Source organism: Halobacterium noricense, assembly GCF_021233435.1.
GTDB lineage: Archaea > Halobacteriota > Halobacteria > Halobacteriales > Halobacteriaceae > Halobacterium > Halobacterium noricense.
Genome location: NZ_CP089468.1, coordinates 167,237 through 185,103, shown reverse-complemented (window position 1 = coordinate 185,103; position 17,867 = coordinate 167,237). Strand labels below are relative to the sequence as shown.

Sequence of the window (17,867 nt, the reverse complement as noted above, 5' to 3'; positions counted from 1 at the left end):
TCGGCCCGAGCGCTCACTGCTTACGGCTCGCTGCGCTCGCCGCTCGCATGTTCCGAGGCGCGTAGCGCCTCGCATCGTTCGCGCTCGGTGAATCGCGGCCCTTCCGGGTCCTCCGGACCACTCGGGCCGCGAATGCAAAACAGTCGATTGACCTCCTGCTGCAAGCATCGGCGAGCGAGCGGTTCGAAGAACCCGAGCGAAGCCGTTCGCCGCGCGACCGTAGGGAGCGCGGGCCGACGAGCGAACGGAGCGCTCGAAGAGCGCGAAGTGAGCGAGGAGTGCTTTTTCACCACGTTTTTGCCAGCGAGCGGCCGTAGGCCGCGAGCGCAGCAAAAAGTGGATGCGAAAGGCCGAGTTTAAGTGCCTCCGCTGGGTAAACGACTGTATGTCGAACGGCAAGTACGCCGCTCGGAAACTGAAGAAGGACCGCCAGAAGCACCGGTGGTCCGACTCGGAGTACGCGCGGCGAGAACGGGGGCTCGGCAAAGAGTCCGACCCCCTCGAGGGTGCACCGCAGGGTCGCGGGATCGTCCTCGAGAAGGTAGGTATCGAAGCAAAACAGCCCAACTCCGCGATTCGGAAGTGCGTGCGAGTTCAGCTCATCAAGAACGGGAAGCAGGTCACCGCGTTCTGTCCCGGTGACGGCGCTATCTCGTTCATCGACGAGCACGACGAGGTCACCATCGCCGGTATCGGCGGTGCGAAGGGTCGTGCGATGGGCGACCTCTCGGGCGTGAACTACAAGGTCGAGAAGGTCAACGGCGTGAGCCTCATCGAACTGGTCCGCGGGAACGCTGAGAAGCCGGTGCGATAATCATGAGCGAGGAAGAAGCCCCCGAACCCGACGCGCCCGCTGGCACCGACGAGGAGGACGTCAATGCGAAGCTCTTCGGCAAGTGGGACGTCACGGACATCCAGTACCGTGACCCGAGCACGCGCCGCTACCTCTCCGTGACGCCCGTCGCGCACACGATGGGTCGCCACGCGCAGAAGCAGTTCAAGAAGAGCGAGATTAGTATCGTCGAGCGGCTCGCGAACCGCCTGATGAAGACAGGCGCGAACGCGGGCAAGAAGCAGCAGTCGCTCGGCATCGTCCGCGACGCCTTCGACAGCATCCACGAGCGCACCGAGGAGAACCCGATTCAGGTGCTCGTGCGTGCCGTCGAGAACTCCGCGCCCCGCGAGGAGACCGTCCGCCTGAAGTACGGTGGCATCTCCGTCCCGAAGGCCGTCGACGTCGCGCCCCAGCGCCGCGTCGACCAGGCGCTGAAGTTCATCGCCGACGGCGCTCACTCGTCGTCGTTCAAGACGCCCGTCGACGCCGCCGAAGCGCTGGCGAACCAGCTCATCGGCGCCGCCGACTACGACGTGCAGACGTACGCGGTCGGGCAGAAAGAAGAGAAGGAACGCGTCGCGGCCGCGGCCCGCTAACGCGGTTCCACTCGGTTCGGTTCTGCGGTTCTTTCTTCAGTTTCGAGCGGCGGCGTTTCGCCGACGCGGACGCGATACCTGAAAGCAGTTAACTCTGGATTCCGCAAGCACCGGGTATGCGATACAACCGCCGTTCGTTTCTCGCTTCCCTCGGCTTGGCCGGTGTCGCCGGGCTCGCCGGCTGTACGTCGCCAGACGAACCCAGCGACACGACGACCTCCACAGAAGCACCGCCGGTCACGACCGTCGACGACCCGGCCTACGACCTCGGCGTGACCCACGACGTCCAGGAGTGGGCCAAATACGACCCCGACTGGTCGCATCCCACCGCCGCGCCGAACCTCGACGTGACGACCGAGACCGTCGTCGAGGGCCTGAAGATCCCGTGGGACCTCTCGTTCGCGCCGAACGGCGACCTGTTCATCACCGAGCGGCCGGGCCGGCTGCTGCGCTACGAGTCCGGGACCGTCGAGAGCGTGGCGTCGCCGAACGACATCGTGGACGCGCGTGCCATCGACGTCGACGACGAGGGCGGCTGGTGGGCCGCAGGCGGCGAGGGTGGGTTGATGGGCAACGCCATCCACCCGAACTACCCAGAAGTCCCGCTCGTGTACGCGTTCTACACGTACGTGGAGTCGGGGGAGACGCTGAACAAGCTCGTCTACTACGACGTGAGCAGCGACGAGTCGGACGCGACGACGGTCATCGAGGGGATTCCGGGCGAGTCCTACCACAACGGCTCGCGCATCACGTTCGGCCCGGAGAACTACCTCTGGGTGACGATGGGGGACGCCGGCCAGCCCGCCCTCGCACAGGACCCGTCGTCGCTGGTGGGGAAGGTGCTACGGCTGAACCCCGACGGGAGCGCGCCCGAGGACAACCCGGACCTCGGCGGCGACCCGCGCGTGTTCACGTACGGCCACCGGAACCCGCAGGGCCTCACGTTCATGCCGGACGCGACGCCCGTGGAGAACGAGCACGGGCCGGCCGCCCACGACGAGGTGAACGTCCTCAGCGCCGGCGAGAACTACGGCTGGGACGTGGAGGGCGAGCGCGCTCGCACGGCAGAGACGTACCGTGGCACCGACTACGCGCGGCCGCTCGTCAACACGGGCAACGAGACGTGGGCGCCGCCGGGGTCGGTGTTCTACACGGGCGACGCGGTGCCGTCGTGGCAGAACCGCCTCGTCATCGGCGGCCTCATCTCCCAGCGCATCAACCTCGTCACCATCTACCCGACGGACGGCGAACCGGCGTCCGCGGAGAACGGCGGCACGCGCTTCGACGCGGACTGGATGGACCCAGAGTACAGCGCGGCCCACCACACGGCGCTGGAGGACGAACTCGGACGCATCCGGCACGTCGAGCAGGGGCCCGACGGCACGCTGTACGCGGTGACGTCGAATCGCGACGGCCGCGCGCAGGGCGAGCAGTTCCCGCGGGAGGTCGACGACCGCCTCGTCCGCATCACGCCCGCGTGAGCAGTCGGCGGCGCGGTCAGTCCGCGGCCGGGCCGGTCGTGGTCTCCTGTGCGTCGACGTACGTGCGGATGGCGTCGACGAGGCCGCGGCGGCACTCGCTCTCGTCGGGGTCGTCGGCGAGTTCGGCGAAGCGCGCCCGGAATGCCTCGACGTCGATTTCGGGGGCGTCCTCGGCGGCGGCGTGCGCGAGGTCGTAGATGCGGTGGTCGTCGGGGACGGCGTCGTGGCGTTCGAGGAGTGCGAGCGCGAACGCGGCGTTGACGGCGGTCATCGAGGGGTCCGCGCCCGCGGTGAGCCGCTGGCCGACTGACGGGCCGACGACCGGCTGGTCGGCGACGGCGGCCGCGAGCTCGGATTCGAGGAACGCGACGAGCTTGTCCGTCGGGCCGACCGAGAGCGTGATGTCGTCGGCGTAGATGTCCTTGACGTGGTTGGCAATCTGGTAGCAGTGCGTGAGCACGCGGCGCTCGACGCTGCGCCCCGTCAACGCGAGAAAGAGGACTTCGTCCATCGAGAGGACGTGGCTCGGATGGTCGTGTTCGTGGCGGTGCATGTGCGCGAACTCGTGGAGGGCGAGCTCGCGGGCCATCGCGGACGTGGCGGCCTGCTGGGAGATGTTGAGGACGTGGTGGTCATCGTAGTGGCCGGCCCACGTTCGCTCGTCGGGGTTCTCACGGACGCGCACCTCGACCGGCTGTTCGAGGTCGTGTTCGGTCTCGAAGACGTCGCGAGCGCCGAGAAACGGTGCGGCGGGGCCCCCACCCGTCACGCGCAACTGCATGGTATATATTCACATGGTGCTCGCGGCAAAGACTCTTTCGCCCGCGGCAGCCACCACTGTCGCCGGGAGGAACCAGACGAGTCGGCGGCTACGCCTCGTGTTTCGGCGTGCCGTACTCCCGGCAAAACACTATCCTTTTGAACCCGCTAGCAGTATGAATCCCTAATGGGCCGACGCAAGAAGATTGTCGAGAAGTGCGAACGGCTGATGGACGAGCCGGAGCAGATCCGGAACATCGCCATCGCCGCGCACGTCGACCACGGTAAAACCACGCTGACCGACAACCTGCTGGCCGGCGCCGGCATGATTTCCGAGGACACCGCCGGCGAGCAGCTCGCGATGGACACCGAGGAGGACGAACAGGAACGCGGCATCACCATCGACGCCGCGAACGTCTCCATGACCCACGAGTACGAGGGCGAAGACCACCTCATCAACCTCATCGACACCCCCGGCCACGTCGACTTCGGCGGCGACGTGACGCGGGCGATGCGCGCCGTCGACGGCGCGCTCGTCGTCGTGGACGCCGTCGAGGGCGCGATGCCCCAGACGGAGACGGTGCTCCGGCAGGCGCTCCGCGAGGGCGTCAAGCCGACGCTGTTCATCAACAAGGTCGACCGCCTCATCTCCGAGCTCCAGGAGGGGCCCGAGGAGATGCAGGAGCGGCTCCTGAGCGTCATCCGTGAGGTCAACGAGCTCATCCGCGGAATGACCGAGGAGATGGACGACATCACTGAGGACTGGACGGTCTCCGTCGAAGGCGGCACCGTCGGCTTCGGCTCCGCGCTCTACAAGTGGGGCGTCTCGATGCCGTCGATGCAGCGCACGGGCATGGACTTCGGCGACATCATGGACCTCGAACGCGCCGACAAGCGCCAGGAGCTCCACGAGCGCACGCCGCTGTCGGACGTCGTCCTCGACATGGTCTGTAAGCACTTCCCGGACCCCATCGACGCCCAGCCCCACCGCATCCCGCGCATCTGGCGGGGCGACCCCGAATCCGAAATCGCGGACACGATGCGGATGGTCAACGAGGACGGCGAAGTCGTCCTGATGGTCACCGACATCGGTATCGACCCGCACGCCGGCGAAATCGCCGCGGGTCGCGTCTTCTCCGGCACGCTGGAGAAGGGCCAGGAGCTGTACGTCTCCGGGACCGCGGGCAAGAACCGCATCCAGAGCGTCGGCATCTACATGGGCGGCGAGCGCGAGGAAGTCGACGAAGTCCCCGCAGGGAACATCGCCGCCGTCACCGGTCTCAAGGACGCCATCGCGGGGTCGACGGTGTCCAGCATCGAGATGACGCCGTTCGAGTCCATCGAGCACATCTCGGAGCCGGTCATCACGAAGTCCGTCGAGGCGCAGAACATGGACGACCTGCCGAAGCTCATCGAGACGCTCCAGCAGGTCGCCAAGGAGGACCCGACCATCCAGATCGAGATCAACGAGGACACCGGCGAACACCTCATCTCCGGGCAGGGTGAACTCCACCTCGAAGTCATCACCCAGCGCATCGAGCGCAACCAGGGCATCCCCGTCAACACCGGGGAGCCCATCGTCGTCTTCCGCGAGTCCCCGACCGGCGACTCCCGCGAGGTCGAGGGCGTCTCCCCGAACCGCCACAACAAGTTCTACATCACCATCGATCAGCTCGACGACGACGCCCTCGAGCAGCTCCGCCTCGGCAACGTCACGATGGACATGCCCGAACAGGAGCGCCGCGAAGCGCTCCAGGATGCCGGCATGGACAAGGATACCTCCCAGAACGTCGAGAACATCATCGGGAAGAACGTCTTCATCGACGACACGAAGGGTATCCAGCACCTCAACGAGACGATGGAACTCGTCGTCGAAGGCCTCGAAGAAGCCCTCGACGACGGTCCGCTCGCCGCCGAGCCCGTCGAAGGCGCACTCATCCGCCTCCACGACGCCCGCCTCCACGAGGACGCCATCCACCGCGGCCCCGCACAGGTCATCCCCGCCGTCCGCGACGCCGTCCACCGCGGCCTCATGGACGCCGAGATTCGCCTGCTCGAGCCGATTCAGGACGTCCGCATCGACGTCCCCTCCGAGCACATGGGCGCCGCGTCCGGCGAGATTCAGGGTCGCCGTGGCCGCGTCGACGACATGTACCAGGAAGGCGGCATGATGGTCGTCGAGGGCATCGCGCCCGTCGAGGAGATGATCGGCTTCTCCAGCGACATCCGCTCGGCCACCGAAGGCCGCGCGTCCTGGAACACCGAGAACGCCGGCTTCCGCGTCATGGCCGACAACCTCCAGCCCGAAATCATCAAGCAGATTCGAGAGCGCAAGGGCATGAAGACCGAACTGCCCGAGCAGATCGGCTACTTCTAAAGTCGGACCTTTTTACTTCGGCGGGTTTCCTCGGGAGCGCCTAACGGCGCTCCCTGCGGGAATCCACCTCGCAAAAATCTACGCTAAAAACTCCCTGCGCTCACTTCGTTCGCGCAGTGAAACCCGCGGCTCCGCCGCGCGTATGCTGTCTTCTCGTCAGTGCCTACCAGTACGGTACCATCCGGCAATCGGTAGGATTTGTGCGGGCCGAAGGCTTATAGCGCGAACGTCCCCCAGTAAGAGTGTATGCACGCAGGCAGACGCGCCCGGCGTGGTATCGGCACGGAGCGACGGCACTCGCGCTCGCAGCCGACAACAACAGCCGGGGCGTCGCCAGCGGGGGGAGACGATGAGTGAGGCCGACGACCGCGCGCACACGCTCCGTCTAGAGCTCGTCGACGAGCCCGGCGAGCTGCTGCGCGCGCTCTCCCCCATCGCGGACAACGGCGGCAACCTCCTCTCTATCTTCCACGAGCGCGGGTCGCTGACGCCGCGCGGCCACATCCCCGTAGAGGTCGACCTGGAGTGTTCGCCCGAGCGCTTCGAGCACGTCGTCGACGCGCTCCGGGATGCCGGCGTCACCATCATCCAGGCGGACTCCGAGCGGTACGGCGAAGCGCTCAGCGTCCTGCTGGTCGGCGACCTCGTCGACACCGACCTCTCCGATACGCTCGCGGAACTGGAGGGCTGTGGGAGTGCGACGGTCGCGGACTTCTCGCTGACCACCGAGAAGGGGACGAAGGGCGTCTCCAGCGCTCGCGTCCGGCTGGCCATCGAATCCGGGAGCACGGAGCGCGCGCTCGAACAGGTCCGGGACGTGGCCGCACAGAAGGACCTCGCTATCGTCGAGCCGCTCGTGGGGGAACTATGAAACTGGCAGTGATGGGCGCCGGCGACGTCGGCCGCGCCGTCGTCGACCTCGCCGACGAATACGGCCACACGGTGTCGGCGTTCGCGGACTCGACGAGCGCCGTCGTCGACCCCGACGGCATCGACGCCGACGCCGCACTCGACCACAAGGAGCGCGTCGGCAGAGTCGGCGAAGGCGACCCCGCGGACGCGCTCGGCGCGACGTACGACGCGCTCGTGGAGGCGACGCCGACGACGCTCGGCGACGCCCACCCGGGCTTCGAGCACGTACGCGCGGCGCTGGAAACCGACCGCCACGTCGTCCTCGCAAACAAGGGCCCGGTCGCCGAGCGCTACGACGACCTCCGCGCGCTGGAAGCGGACAGCGCGGGGTCGATTCGATTCGAGGCGACCGTCGCGGGCGCAATCCCCGCGCTGTCGACCATCGACGGCATCGGTGCCGAACGCGTGACTGCCGCGCGCGGCGTACTCAACGGCACGGCGAACTTCATCCTGACGCGGATGGCGACCGACGGCCTCGACTACGAACACGTGCTCGCAGAAGCCCAGGACCTCGGCGTCGCGGAAGCCGACCCGGCCTTCGACGTGGAGGGAACGGACGCGGCGCTGAAGTGCGCGATTCTCGCGAACGTCATCCACGGCGGCGGCTACTCACTGGCCGACGTCGACGTCAAGGGCATCACGGACGTCCCGCCGTCCGCGCTGGAGCTCGCCGCCGAGGATGGCCGGACGGTCCGACTCATCGGCGAAGTGACCGAGGACGGTGCCCGGGTCGGCCCGCGGCTCGTCCCCGAGAACCACACGCTCGCGGTGGCCGGGACGATGAACATCGTCCAGCTGGAGACCGAGCACGCCGGCCGCCTGAACCTCTCCGGGCGAGGTGCCGGCGGTCCCGAGACGGCGACCGCGGTGCTGGGCGACGTGAACCGGCTGGAGTGAGCGACGCGCCATCCGATTCGTGTGGCGTGTTCCCACAAACCCCCGGAGTGCGGCGGGGTCGTACTGAGCGCGTACCGAAATGGTTTTAGTGCGAACTGACGAATGATTCCCACAGAGCGCGCCTTTCGCGCGATACTAGACAATGAGCGACGAACGACACCAGAACCTGGCCGTCATCGGCCACGTCGACCACGGCAAGAGCACGATGGTCGGGCGACTCCTCTACGAAACGGGGAGCGTTCCCGAGCACGTCATCGAACAGCACAAAGAAGAAGCCGAGGAGAAGGGCAAGGGCGGCTTCGAGTTCGCCTACGTCATGGACAACCTCGCCGAGGAGCGTGAGCGCGGGGTCACCATCGACATCGCCCACCAGGAGTTCAGTACCGACGAGTACGAGTTCACCATCGTCGACTGTCCTGGCCACCGCGACTTCGTGAAGAACATGATTACGGGTGCGTCCCAGGCCGACAACGCCGTCCTCGTCGTCGCCGCCGACGACGGTGTCGCGCCCCAGACCCGCGAGCACGTGTTCCTCTCGCGGACGCTCGGCATCGACGAACTCATCGTCGCTGTCAACAAGATGGACATCGTCGACTACGACGAGTCCAAGTACAACCAGGTCGTCTCCGACGTCAAGGACCTGTTCGGTCAGGTCGGCTTCGCGACCGAGGACGCGTCGTTCATCGCGACCTCGGCGTTCGAGGGCGACAACGTCGCCGAGCACTCCGAGAACACGCCCTGGTACGACGGCCCGACCCTGCTGGAGGCCCTCAACAACCTCCCGGAGCCGTCCCCGCCGACGGACACCGACCTCCGTCTGCCCATTCAGGACGTCTACACCATCTCCGGCATCGGTACCGTCCCCGTCGGACGTATCGAGACCGGTGTCATGAACATGGGCGACAACGTCAGCTTCCAGCCGTCCGACGTCGGTGGCGAGGTCAAGACCATCGAGATGCACCACGAGGAGGTGGACAAGGCTGAACCCGGTGACAACGTCGGGTTCAACGTCCGCGGCATCGGCAAGGACGACATCCGTCGCGGTGACGTCTGTGGTCCGGCCGACGACCCGCCGAGCGTCGCCGAGACGTTCACGGCGCAGGTCGTCGTGATGCAGCACCCGTCCGTCATCACGGCGGGTTACACGCCGGTCTTCCACGCCCACACGGCGCAGGTCGCGTGTACCATCGAATCCATCGACAAGAAGATGGACCCCTCCTCGGGCGAGACCCAGGAGGAGAACCCGGACTTCATCCAGTCGGGCGACGCTGCGGTCGTCACCGTGCGCCCGCAGAAGCCCCTCAGCATCGAGCCGTCCTCCGAGATTCCGGAGCTGGGCTCGTTCGCCGTCCGCGACATGGGTCAGACCATCGCCGCCGGCAAAGTCCTCGACGTCAACGAAGCCTAATCCATGCAGCAGGCACGCGTTCGTCTCGCCGGCGTCAATCCCGACGACCTCGACAACATCTGCGACGACGTCAGGGAAATCGCGGACAAGACCGGCGTGAAGCTCAGTGGGCCGGTCCCGCTCCCGACGAAGACTCTCGAAGTCCCCTCGCGGAAGTCCCCCGACGGCGAAGGGACGGCCACGTGGGAGCACTGGGAGATGCGCGTCCACAAGCGTCTCATCGACATCGATGCGGACGAACGCGCGCTCCGCCAGCTGATGCGGATTCAGGTGCCCAACGAAGTCAGCATCGAGATCGTTCTCGAAGACTGACCGCGGGCTGTCACACGCGCCTTTCCTCGCTTTATTCGAACCGCGTAGCCCCAGCCGTGTCGCCACTACGACGTACGTGAGTCGTTCACTGGTGGGCCGTGAAACAGAAGTCTGAAATACGTCGGTCGACTTCAATCGTGTGCGGGCTCGTAGATCAGTGGTAGATCGCTTCCTTCGCAAGGAAGAGGCCCTGGGTTCAAATCCCAGCGAGTCCACTTCTCTCAATACGCCATCGACGAGCGACGTCTATGTCGCTCGTCGGTGGCACTGCGTGAATGTTGACGAAGCTGGGATTTGAAGCCCTGCCAGTCGCAGCCCGCGCAGCGCCAGCGAGCAGGAACGTCTGGCTCTGGGTTCAAATCCTGGCAGATTCGCGACGCGAGTCTGCCGACCTTCGAGAAACTGTTGGTTTCGCTCAGTTCCAGCGAGTCCACTCGACTCACTCCGTTCGTCTCGTTTCCTCCCTGACTTCTCGCTCGCTTCGTCCGCGTGAGCGAAGCGAACGCGGGCTCGAAAGAATTCGTTCTTTCGGCGCTCGCGAGAACCCCAGCGAGTCTCCGTCTGTGAACTCGACCGCGAAGCGACGCGTCTGTCGCTTCGCGTCGAAATCGGAGGTCGGACGCCAGTGGCCGCGTGCGATTCAGACCGAGAGCGCGCCGAACAGTTCGCTGGCGCGCTCGGGAAGGTCGCTTCCGACCGTGACGGTTTCGTCGCCCTGGTCGAAGGTCAATTGGACGAACTCGGAGAGTCCTGGCTGTGGGCCGCCGGGGTACGCGAGCACGGGGACCAACGCCGCCCCGCTTCGGACCGCGCTCGGACTCGGTGCGCCGTCGCGGGCGAACAGGGAGCGTTCCGACATCGCCGTGACGAGGGAGTCGCGCCACGCGCGCTCCTCGCGGAGCCGGTCGAGTTTCTCGACGTCCATCGACGTCTTGGTGGCGCTGTCCTTGCACTCGACGAGCGCAAGCGTGCCGTCCTTGCAGTAGACGAGGTCGTTGATGATGGCGTTCTTGTTCTTCGTGCGGCTCTGCGTGCCGCCGGGTTCCTTGATTTCGAGGCGTGGCACGTCGGTCCCGCGTGGCGGGTCGCTGGCGAGGATGGTCCAGTCCCGCGCGCGGAACAGGCGCTTGGTCCAGACGTACACCTCCGCTTCGGCGGTCATCGGTACTGGTCGAGGCGGCCTTCGTCGCGCTGGCGGAACTGGTCGAAGTCAGTCAGCGCGTCGTCCGAGAGGACGAGGGCGTCCGCGCAGGCGTACCACAGCGCGGTCTTGTTGCCCGGCTTGTAGGGATGGTAGTCGAACCACGTCTCGCGGTCGAGCTTCGGCATGTGGAGCACGAGGTTCCGGTCGCGGTCACTGACGGACGGGCCCGTGCGGCAGTAGAGGTAGTCGTAGGCGAACTGCGCGCCGATGTACGGGTCCGTGCGTCGCGTCCGGAAGCCGAAGTCACAGACCACGGTCTCGGCGCGGTCCGTCCGGAACGACCCACCGGGCAGGCCGTCGTCCCGGGCGACCACGTCGTCCGTCCGCTCGATGGCGACGGAGTTCGGCGGCTGCTCGTAGGGGGCGTACTCCGAGAGGATGCGTTCGGCGCCACGCTCGGACTGTTCCCGGGTTTCCTCGGCCGCGGGGACGTCCGCGTCGCAGCCGTTGCGCAGGAACTGCGTCACGAAGCGGCCGATGAGTTCGTCCTCGGAGCCGTCGTGGACCAGCTCGTAGTCGTCGTCGGTCGGCCACGGCGGAATCAGCATCGGCGTGTCGTTGACCGCCTCGATGCGGCGCAGCGCCTGAATCGCGCGGTAGTTGAGGTTCGTCTTGCTGGCGTTCTCGCCGTGTTTCTTCGCGGCGTACGGGACGAAGAAGACGCCGGGGACGCCGAGTTCGGCGGCTTTCACCAGCCGCGCGACCCGCTGCATCGGGTTCTTCCCGGTCGGGACGTGGCCGGTTTTCTCGACGACGAGCACGGGCTCGTCGCCGTCGAGCAGGATGATGTCCGGCCGGTCGTAGCTGGCAATCTCCAGGACTGCTTCGGGGGCGTCGTCGTCCAGCCGGGAGATGGCCGCGCCCGCGAGCTCGTCGGCGAGCTGCTGGAACCAGTCCGCCTCCTGAATCGCGTCGTGGACAATCGTGTAGTCGCTCACCGCGAGGCCACCTCCGCGGAGACGGTGTCGCCCAGCTCGGTCAGTCGGTACACCCGGCCGCGCTTCCGGTCGGGGTTCACGCACGTCACGACGTCTTCGTCGGCGAGTTCTGCTAGCACGTTGCTCACGTGGTTCAGTCGAATGTCGGTGTGCTCTGATATCTGCTTCGGTGTCCGCGGGCTGTCCTTCAGGGTGGTGACGACGGCGACGCGTCGCTGGCTGCTGGAGACGTAGCCGTACCGGTCTAACTCCTCGTCGGACAGGCCATCGCGTTCGGCCTCGTCGGGCATCGTATGCACGAACGAATGCACACGGGATAGATAAGCGTTAGCGTCAGAGTGGACACGAATTACACACGAGAGAGGGACGGACTACCTCACAAAAGCTAATAACCGTGGCGCACAACTCCCAGCCAAGATGGCCGAGAAGCGTGATTCTGACGAGGTGATTTCGAGGTATCCGTTTGCGGGCGACGACGCCGACGAGGACGAGTCGTTCGCGTGTGCGGACTGCGGGCGGGAGTTCGACTCGAAGCGGGGGCTGAACATCCACCGCGGCCAACAACACGACAGTGGGGAGTGAGCGGATGGCCGTTCTGGACCTCTTCTGTGGCGCGGGCGGGCTCTCGGCGGGGTTCGACCAGGCGGGCTACGACGTCGTGGGCGGCGTGGACCACGAGGACGCGTTCGCGGAGACCTTCGAGCACAACCACGACGCGCAGTTCGTCGAGGCCGACCTGAGCAAGGTCACGGGCGAGGCGATTCTGGCCGAACTCGGCTACGACCCCGGCGACCTCGACGGCGTCATCGGGGGGCCGCCCTGTCAGGGGTTCAGTCTGGCCGGCGCGAAGACGAACCCCGCGGACGAGCGGAACTTCCTCGTCACCAACTTCGTCAAGTCGGTGTACGAAATCGACCCGGACTGGTTCGTGATGGAGAACGTCCCCCGCATCACCACGATGGAGGACGGCCAGGTCCTGGAGTACCTGCTCGACCAGTTCGCGGAAATCGGCTACGACACCGAGTGGACGGTCCTGAACGCGGCCGACTACGGGGTGCCCCAGAGCCGCCGGCGGGCGTTCTTCGTCGGCCACAAGACTGGCGAGGCGTTCGAGTTCCCGGAGGCGGCGTTCCGGGAGTCCAGAGACCAGCAGACGCTGTTCGCGGACCGCCGGCCGCCGCGGACGGTCCAGAACGCGTTCGGCGACCTGCCGTCGCTGGCCCCCGGCGAGGAGAAGACGACCTACACCGCCGACCCCGAGGGCGAGTACCAGACGGAGATGCGAGCCGACGGGACGGAGCTGACCAACCACCGCGCGCCGAACCACGGGGAGACGGTCACGGGCCGCATCGAGAAGACCGCGCCCGGCGAGAAGATTCCCTACGACAGCTGGTCCCAGAAGCGACGCCTCGAATTCGGCGAGCCGGCGCCGACGCTGCTGGCGGGCCCGCGGCCGACCTACCACTTCGCGCACCCGACCGACGACAGGGGGTTGAGCGTCCGGGAGCGCGCGCGCCTGCAGTCGTTCCCCGACGACTACCTGTTCGTGGGCCCCATCGCGAAACAGCGCCAGATGACGGGCAACGCGGTGCCGCCGCTGCTCGGGCGCGCCGTCGCGGAGGCCATCGCCGAGCAGACCGTCCCCGCGTAGCGGCCACCCGCCTGTTTTCGGCTGCACGGCGTGCACACGAGCGGTGCGTTAATGCGGAGCACGCGACAGATTTGAGACGATGACGCGCGTCCTGCCGGTACTCGCGGTGCTCGCGCTCGTCGTCGCGGCGGGCTGTCTGACGGCGGAGCCGGCAGCCGTCGGGCCGGACGGCCCGACGGAACCGACGGCAGACGCGCCGTTCACGGTGCCCGACCGGACCGTCGACCGGACCACGAACCCGTGGGGGCCGGGACCGATTACGGTCGTCGTCGACGACCACACGGGCGCGACCCGCGACGTCCGGCCGGCAGTCCGGGAGACGCTGACGTTCTGGGAGAACGCGGTCTACGCGGGCAACCGCTACCGGCCGGAGTTCGAACTGGTCGAGGGGAACGAGTCAGCGGACGTCCGCGTGACGGTCGAAGCCGCAGTCGAGCGGTGTAGCGTCCACGAGGACGACGTCGCGCTCGGGTGCGCGCCGGTCGTCCCGACGAACGCGACCGTGACCGACGAGGTGACCGTACAGGTGCGCGCCGGGCACACGCCGGCGACGATGCGCGCCATCCTGAAACACGAGTTCGGCCACGTGCTCGGCTTCCACCACGGCGAGGGACCGGGGGACGTGATGGCACCGAACCTCTCGTCGCGCGTGGACGGCGACGTCGCCGACGCGGCCGCGCGGACGTACTCGTGGGCGTCGGACACGCTGCAGGTCGCCGTCGTCTCGGAGGTGACAACGACGGACGCGGCACGCGAACAAGTCCGGGAAGCCGTCGGGTACTACGAGCGCGGCGCGGACGGCACCGTCGCGCTCCCGCCGGAGTTCGAGATGGTCGACGACCCCGAGAACGCGGACGTCGTCGTGGCGCTCCAGGAGTCCGTTCACTGTGACGTCCTCGGCGTCGACTCCTCGTGCGCGCACTGGGACGGCCCGGACGTCGACGACGACGGGATACCGGAGTACTACACGGACGTCCGCATCGTCGTCGCACTCGACGGCCACGACCGCGCCGGCTGGCACGCGGGCTACTGGCTGGGCAAGTCGCTGTGGACGAACGGCGTCCCGGGGCCGTTCCGGTCGAACGAGCACCCGCCAGCGGGCACGTGGTGAGCGGGAGAAACGATTACTCGTCGAGACTACGCCTCGTCCTCGTCGACGACCTCGACGCCGCGGTTGTTCACCGCGTCGGGGTCGAGGCCGACCTCTTCGAGGAAGTTGCGGTACTCGCGTTCCGCGGACTCGCCGGCTTTCTGCTGGTCGCTGGCGTGGTCGCACAGTTCCACGAGGGTCTCGGGGACGTCGTTCTGGTAGACGATCCAGTGGTTGACGAGGTCGCTCATCCGGCGGATGGGGCTGGTGAAGTGGCCGTAGATCTCGAAATTGAGCGCGTGGTGGCCGCCGAACGGGTCGTTCATGTAGCGGGCGCGGGGCATCACCTTCATCACCGCCCACTGGATCTTCCCGAGTTGGCGCTCGGGCGCCTGTTCGAGGGTGGCGTTGACCGCCTTCCGGGGGTCATCCCAGGAGTCGCCGGGGATGGAGACGCCGTCGAGCTCCTGAATCTCGCGGAGCGCGTCGTCCCACTCGTCGGGCGACGGCTGCGGGTGGACGCGGTAGACGGCTTCGACGCCGCGGTCCCACATGAGTTCGTGCGTGACGGCCTTGTTCGCCTTCAGCATGCACTCCTCGATGATGGTGTGCGCGCGGTCCCGACGCGGGTTCAGGACGAGGCTCCCCTCCTCCTTGCGCTGTTCGTGCATCTGGTCGGCGAGCTCGAAGACGAGCGATATTTCGTCGTGCAGCGGGGCGTCCTCGTCGTCGAGGCGCGCCTCCGTCTCCTTGTACGTCAGGCGCTCGTCGCTGTGGATGACGGACTTGTAAATCTCGATGTTGCGATACGAGAGGTCCTCCTTGTCGAGGTGCATCTCGACGGTGTGCGCGAGGCGGTCCTCGTTGGGGACCAGCGAGCAGACCGTCTCCGCGAGCACCGGCGGGAGCATGTGAATCGTGTAGCCGGGGAGGTAGATGGTGTTCCCGCGCTCCATCGCGGCGTCCCACATCTTCGAGCCGGGGTGGACGTAGTGGGTGACGTCGGCGATGTGTACCCAGACGACGTATTCCTCGTCGCGTTCGAGGACGCTGACGGCGTCGTCGAAGTCCTGGGCGTCCACGGGGTCGGTCGTCCACGTGGGCAGCGGCCGCATGTCCGCGCGCTCCTCGACCTCGTCCTGAATCTCGGCCTGCACGTCCTCGACGCGCTCCTCGGCTTCCTCGATGACCTCGGGCGCGAAGCCGTCGTGGAGTTCGAACTTCTCCAGGAGGTCGTCGCGCTTGTTCTCGATTTGGCGGTCGAGCTCCGGGGAAATCTCCACGGGGCCCTGGTCCTCGATGGACCCCTGCGCCGCCTCTGCGTCGTTTGACATACTACAGTGTAGCCGGCACCCGCAGTTAGGCGTGTCGCCGTGGTCACTCCCGGCCCGGCTGTTCCTCGCCAGCGGCGTCGAGGAATCGCGCGACGAACTCCGCGTCGTCGACGCGCCCCGCCCCCGCGGCTTCGAGCGTGGCTTCGAGTCCGCGCCGGGGCTGCTTGGCGAGGTCGCGGAAACACGGCTTGCAGAGGTGTTCGAAGCGCTTGCCGTCGCGGTCCCAGCGGTCGCCGTGCTTGTCGTACTCGCGGGCGTCCTCGCGGGGCACGGACGCTCCGCAGGCGATACAGGAGACTGACTCGTCCCCGGACCCCAGCATACGCGGTGGTTGCCCGGCCGTGCACTTAGCGGTTTGGCCGACGCGAACGGCAGTGTTCAGATAAGCAGACGAAAGTAGCGGAGACGACGTTGCCTTTTGAAAGCCCTCGGCAGTCTCGACTCCCGCGGCTCGCTGCGCACGTTCGCTCCCGTTGGTCGCTCACGTGCTTACTTCGCCGGGGTTCGTCGAGACCACCTCGCCCTTTCAATCCACCAGGGAACCGGCTGATTCGCCGGCTGAAGCTGCAGTCAGACCAATCCTTATCTGAACACCACCACGCGAACGCCGACGGAGCGGCGGTTTTAAGCGTGGAGCCGCCCGAACCCACGGTATGGAAGTGTCCTCTCGTCACCACCTGCGGAGCGACGCCGTGCGCGAGATTGCCGACGCGCTCCGGGAGGGGCTGAGCGTCGAACTGGACGCGGACTCGTTCGAACTCGTGGAGATCGCCGACGAGGACTTCGACGTCGTGCTCGTCGACGGCGACCCGCTGGTGTGGTATCCGGAGGGCGAGCCGTTCGTCACCGTGCAGGGCGCCAACGAGTTCGACCCGTCGACGGGCGTCGTCACGGTCGACTCGGGCGCCATCTCGTTCGTCAGCGACGGGGCCGACATCATGCGCCCCGGCATCACCGAGGCCGACGACGGCATCGAAGCGGGCGACCTCGTCGTCGTCGAGGAGGAGAACCACGGGAAGGCGCTGGCGGTCGGCCGCGCACTCACGAGCGGTGACGACATGGTCGGGGACTCCGGGAAGGTCGTCGAGAACCGCCACCACGTCGGCGACGAACTTTACGAGTTCACCGTCTAGCTACGCGTCGCGTTCTTCTTCGTCCTCACGGTCTGCTTCCTCGCTCTCTTCGTAGCGTTCGAGCGCGTCCTCGTAGCCCTGTTTCGCGAGCCGGTAGGTTTCACGGAGGTCGACGATAGGGTCCTCGCTGGCGTCCACGCGGAGGTCGTCGTAGTACGGGCGCTCGTCCTCGCCGGTGTCGACGACTGTGACGGCCGCGCTCTGAATCGTGAGGTCCTCGCGCTTGTCGCCACCCGCGGCCTGCCCCGCGCCGAGCGCGTCGATTAGGCGCTTGGCGAGCGGTTCGTCGCCGAACGCGACGTCCTCGTACGTCTCCGCAGTACGCTCGACGACCGCCTCCCCGGTGAGGAGGTTGCCCGCGACAGTGTAGTTCTCGCCGCTCGTGTGGCCGTACCAGCCGTTGCACTCGTCGCCGGAGAACGTGAACGCGCCGTCCCGGGAGACGCCGTGCAGTTGGCGGCTCGGGCTGCCTTCGTCGGCGTTCAACAGCGCCTGCAGGGCGTCCTCGACGCCGAGGCCGTCCGCGAGGTACTCGATGCCCTTCGACCCGAGTCGCTCGTTCGTGACGCTCTGCGTGGCCACAGCGCCGTGTTCGTTGACGTGCGGGCACGGCACGCCGACCGCGGGCAGCCGGGTCGTGATGGCGATGCCGAAGCGGTACTGCTGGTCGCCGTCGTCCTCGTAGGATTCCCGAACGCAGATGCTGAAGGTCACGGCCGGACCGAGTCACTCCGGTGAAATAAGCCCGGTCCTCCGGCACGCCAACCGCCGGATTCGCTCGGAATGCGTGGGATTTGCCGGTATCTCGGACGCCTCTGTGGCCGTGGAGCCGTCGCAGCGCCCAGATTTGGGCCGGACAGTCTCTCTTTCGGCGATTCTGTCGCGTCCCGTACCTGGGCAGCGCTTCCCGATTCGACGCCCGTTAACTGCCCCGAGCGCG

At 67.0% G+C, this 17,867-nt stretch carries 19 protein-coding genes and 1 tRNA gene; 13 read left to right on the top strand and 7 right to left on the bottom strand.

The window, feature by feature from the left end:
* Positions 1-385 precede the first annotated feature (385 nt).
* From LT974_RS01030 to LT974_RS01020, 3 genes are all read left to right on the top strand, one after another.
* Complete coding sequence (locus LT974_RS01030) at positions 386-814, top strand: 30S ribosomal protein S12 (RefSeq protein ID WP_157500124.1); 429 nt, start codon at positions 386-388, stop codon at positions 812-814.
* Between the two features lie 2 nt (positions 815-816).
* A complete protein-coding gene (locus LT974_RS01025; protein ID WP_232588774.1) occupies positions 817-1,431 on the top strand; it encodes a 30S ribosomal protein S7 in 615 nt (204 codons plus the stop codon).
* 116 nt (positions 1,432-1,547) lie between these two features.
* Complete coding sequence (locus LT974_RS01020) at positions 1,548-2,912, top strand: PQQ-dependent sugar dehydrogenase (RefSeq protein WP_232588772.1); 1,365 nt, start codon at positions 1,548-1,550, stop codon at positions 2,910-2,912.
* Positions 2,913-2,928: 16 nt separating this feature from the next.
* Here the strand turns inward: LT974_RS01020 and LT974_RS01015 are convergent, their stop codons facing one another.
* Positions 2,929-3,693 (bottom strand): DUF5781 family protein, encoded by a 765-nt coding sequence (locus tag LT974_RS01015; RefSeq protein WP_232588770.1) that lies wholly within the window; start codon positions 3,691-3,693, stop codon positions 2,929-2,931.
* A gap of 165 nt (positions 3,694-3,858) precedes the next feature.
* Between LT974_RS01015 and LT974_RS01010 the strand changes: the two genes are divergently transcribed.
* The 6 genes from LT974_RS01010 to LT974_RS00985 all read left to right on the top strand — a co-directional run bounded on the left by LT974_RS01010 (position 3,859) and on the right by LT974_RS00985 (position 9,792).
* On the top strand, positions 3,859-6,048 hold the full coding sequence (locus LT974_RS01010) for an elongation factor EF-2 (RefSeq protein ID WP_232588769.1): 2,190 nt from the start codon (positions 3,859-3,861) through the stop codon (positions 6,046-6,048).
* A 349-nt stretch (positions 6,049-6,397) separates the two neighbouring features.
* A complete protein-coding gene (locus LT974_RS01005; RefSeq protein ID WP_232588767.1) occupies positions 6,398-6,919 on the top strand; it encodes an amino acid-binding protein in 522 nt (173 codons plus the stop codon).
* A complete protein-coding gene (locus tag LT974_RS01000; protein WP_232588765.1) occupies positions 6,916-7,857 on the top strand; it encodes a homoserine dehydrogenase in 942 nt (313 codons plus the stop codon). The genes LT974_RS01005 and LT974_RS01000 overlap by 4 nt, the downstream gene beginning before the upstream one ends.
* 142 nt (positions 7,858-7,999) lie before the next feature.
* Positions 8,000-9,265: a translation elongation factor EF-1 subunit alpha gene (gene tuf, locus LT974_RS00995; RefSeq protein ID WP_232588763.1), complete on the top strand. Its 1,266-nt coding sequence runs from the start codon at positions 8,000-8,002 to the stop codon at positions 9,263-9,265.
* Positions 9,266-9,268: 3 nt separating this feature from the next.
* A complete protein-coding gene (gene rpsJ / locus LT974_RS00990; RefSeq protein ID WP_058980897.1) occupies positions 9,269-9,577 on the top strand; it encodes a 30S ribosomal protein S10 in 309 nt (102 codons plus the stop codon).
* Positions 9,578-9,720: 143 nt separating this feature from the next.
* A tRNA-Ala gene (locus LT974_RS00985) sits at positions 9,721-9,792 on the top strand.
* A 425-nt stretch (positions 9,793-10,217) separates the two neighbouring features.
* Here LT974_RS00985 and LT974_RS00980 read toward each other — a convergent pair.
* From LT974_RS00980 to LT974_RS00970, 3 genes are read right to left on the bottom strand one after another with little or no spacing between them, the layout of a single operon-like run.
* A complete protein-coding gene (locus LT974_RS00980) occupies positions 10,218-10,739 on the bottom strand; it encodes a hypothetical protein (protein ID WP_232588761.1) in 522 nt (173 codons plus the stop codon).
* Complete coding sequence (locus LT974_RS00975; RefSeq protein WP_232588760.1) at positions 10,736-11,719, bottom strand: hypothetical protein; 984 nt, start codon at positions 11,717-11,719, stop codon at positions 10,736-10,738. Before LT974_RS00975 ends, LT974_RS00980 begins: the two co-directional genes overlap by 4 nt.
* On the bottom strand, positions 11,716-12,009 hold the full coding sequence (locus tag LT974_RS00970) for a transcriptional regulator (protein ID WP_232588759.1): 294 nt from the start codon (positions 12,007-12,009) through the stop codon (positions 11,716-11,718). Before LT974_RS00970 ends, LT974_RS00975 begins: the two co-directional genes overlap by 4 nt.
* 127 nt (positions 12,010-12,136) lie before the next feature.
* Here LT974_RS00970 and LT974_RS00965 point away from each other — a divergent pair, with 127 nt between their 5' ends.
* From LT974_RS00965 to LT974_RS00955, 3 genes are all read left to right on the top strand, one after another.
* A complete protein-coding gene (locus tag LT974_RS00965; protein WP_232588758.1) occupies positions 12,137-12,301 on the top strand; it encodes a hypothetical protein in 165 nt (54 codons plus the stop codon).
* Positions 12,302-12,305: 4 nt separating this feature from the next.
* Positions 12,306-13,370, top strand: a complete 1,065-nt coding sequence (locus LT974_RS00960; protein WP_232588757.1) for a DNA cytosine methyltransferase — start codon at positions 12,306-12,308, stop codon at positions 13,368-13,370.
* 79 nt (positions 13,371-13,449) lie between these two features.
* Positions 13,450-14,481 (top strand): matrixin family metalloprotease, encoded by a 1,032-nt coding sequence (locus tag LT974_RS00955; RefSeq protein ID WP_232588756.1) that lies wholly within the window; start codon positions 13,450-13,452, stop codon positions 14,479-14,481.
* Positions 14,482-14,507: 26 nt separating this feature from the next.
* On the opposite strand, the gene LT974_RS00950 is transcribed toward LT974_RS00955, so the two are convergent.
* Together LT974_RS00950 and LT974_RS00945 are read right to left on the bottom strand one after the other, a co-directional pair.
* A complete protein-coding gene (locus tag LT974_RS00950) occupies positions 14,508-15,794 on the bottom strand; it encodes an RNB domain-containing ribonuclease (protein WP_232588754.1) in 1,287 nt (428 codons plus the stop codon).
* A gap of 43 nt (positions 15,795-15,837) precedes the next feature.
* Positions 15,838-16,116 (bottom strand): DUF7562 family protein, encoded by a 279-nt coding sequence (locus LT974_RS00945; RefSeq protein ID WP_232588753.1) that lies wholly within the window; start codon positions 16,114-16,116, stop codon positions 15,838-15,840.
* 331 nt (positions 16,117-16,447) lie between these two features.
* Between LT974_RS00945 and LT974_RS00940 the strand changes: the two genes are divergently transcribed.
* Positions 16,448-16,927: an RNA-binding protein gene (locus tag LT974_RS00940; RefSeq protein WP_232588751.1), complete on the top strand. Its 480-nt coding sequence runs from the start codon at positions 16,448-16,450 to the stop codon at positions 16,925-16,927.
* Here LT974_RS00940 and LT974_RS00935 read toward each other — a convergent pair whose 3' ends face one another.
* Positions 16,928-17,641, bottom strand: a complete 714-nt coding sequence (locus LT974_RS00935) for a DUF1028 domain-containing protein (RefSeq protein ID WP_232588750.1) — start codon at positions 17,639-17,641, stop codon at positions 16,928-16,930.
* Between the last annotated feature and the right edge of the window lie 226 nt (positions 17,642-17,867).

Excerpts from the sequence above, each read along its gene's own strand:
- LT974_RS01030 (WP_157500124.1), top strand. The coding sequence starts at position 386 with ATGTCGAACGGCAAGTACGCCGCTCGGAAACTGAAGAAGGACCGCCAG.
- LT974_RS01025 (WP_232588774.1), top strand. The coding sequence starts at position 817 with ATGAGCGAGGAAGAAGCCCCCGAACCCGACGCGCCCGCTGGCACCGAC.
- LT974_RS01020 (WP_232588772.1), top strand. The coding sequence starts at position 1,548 with ATGCGATACAACCGCCGTTCGTTTCTCGCTTCCCTCGGCTTGGCCGGT.
- LT974_RS01015 (WP_232588770.1), bottom strand. The coding sequence starts at position 3,693 with ATGCAGTTGCGCGTGACGGGTGGGGGCCCCGCCGCACCGTTTCTCGGC.
- LT974_RS01010 (WP_232588769.1), top strand. The coding sequence starts at position 3,859 with ATGGGCCGACGCAAGAAGATTGTCGAGAAGTGCGAACGGCTGATGGAC.
- LT974_RS01005 (WP_232588767.1), top strand. The coding sequence starts at position 6,398 with ATGAGTGAGGCCGACGACCGCGCGCACACGCTCCGTCTAGAGCTCGTC.
- LT974_RS01000 (WP_232588765.1), top strand. The coding sequence starts at position 6,916 with ATGAAACTGGCAGTGATGGGCGCCGGCGACGTCGGCCGCGCCGTCGTC.
- tuf (WP_232588763.1), top strand. The coding sequence starts at position 8,000 with ATGAGCGACGAACGACACCAGAACCTGGCCGTCATCGGCCACGTCGAC.
- rpsJ (WP_058980897.1), top strand. The coding sequence starts at position 9,269 with ATGCAGCAGGCACGCGTTCGTCTCGCCGGCGTCAATCCCGACGACCTC.
- LT974_RS00980 (WP_232588761.1), bottom strand. The coding sequence starts at position 10,739 with ATGACCGCCGAAGCGGAGGTGTACGTCTGGACCAAGCGCCTGTTCCGC.
- LT974_RS00970 (WP_232588759.1), bottom strand. The coding sequence starts at position 12,009 with ATGCCCGACGAGGCCGAACGCGATGGCCTGTCCGACGAGGAGTTAGAC.
- LT974_RS00965 (WP_232588758.1), top strand. The coding sequence starts at position 12,137 with ATGGCCGAGAAGCGTGATTCTGACGAGGTGATTTCGAGGTATCCGTTT.
- LT974_RS00960 (WP_232588757.1), top strand. The coding sequence starts at position 12,306 with ATGGCCGTTCTGGACCTCTTCTGTGGCGCGGGCGGGCTCTCGGCGGGG.
- LT974_RS00955 (WP_232588756.1), top strand. The coding sequence starts at position 13,450 with ATGACGCGCGTCCTGCCGGTACTCGCGGTGCTCGCGCTCGTCGTCGCG.
- LT974_RS00950 (WP_232588754.1), bottom strand. The coding sequence starts at position 15,794 with ATGTCAAACGACGCAGAGGCGGCGCAGGGGTCCATCGAGGACCAGGGC.
- LT974_RS00945 (WP_232588753.1), bottom strand. The coding sequence starts at position 16,116 with ATGCTGGGGTCCGGGGACGAGTCAGTCTCCTGTATCGCCTGCGGAGCG.
- LT974_RS00940 (WP_232588751.1), top strand. The coding sequence starts at position 16,448 with ATGGAAGTGTCCTCTCGTCACCACCTGCGGAGCGACGCCGTGCGCGAG.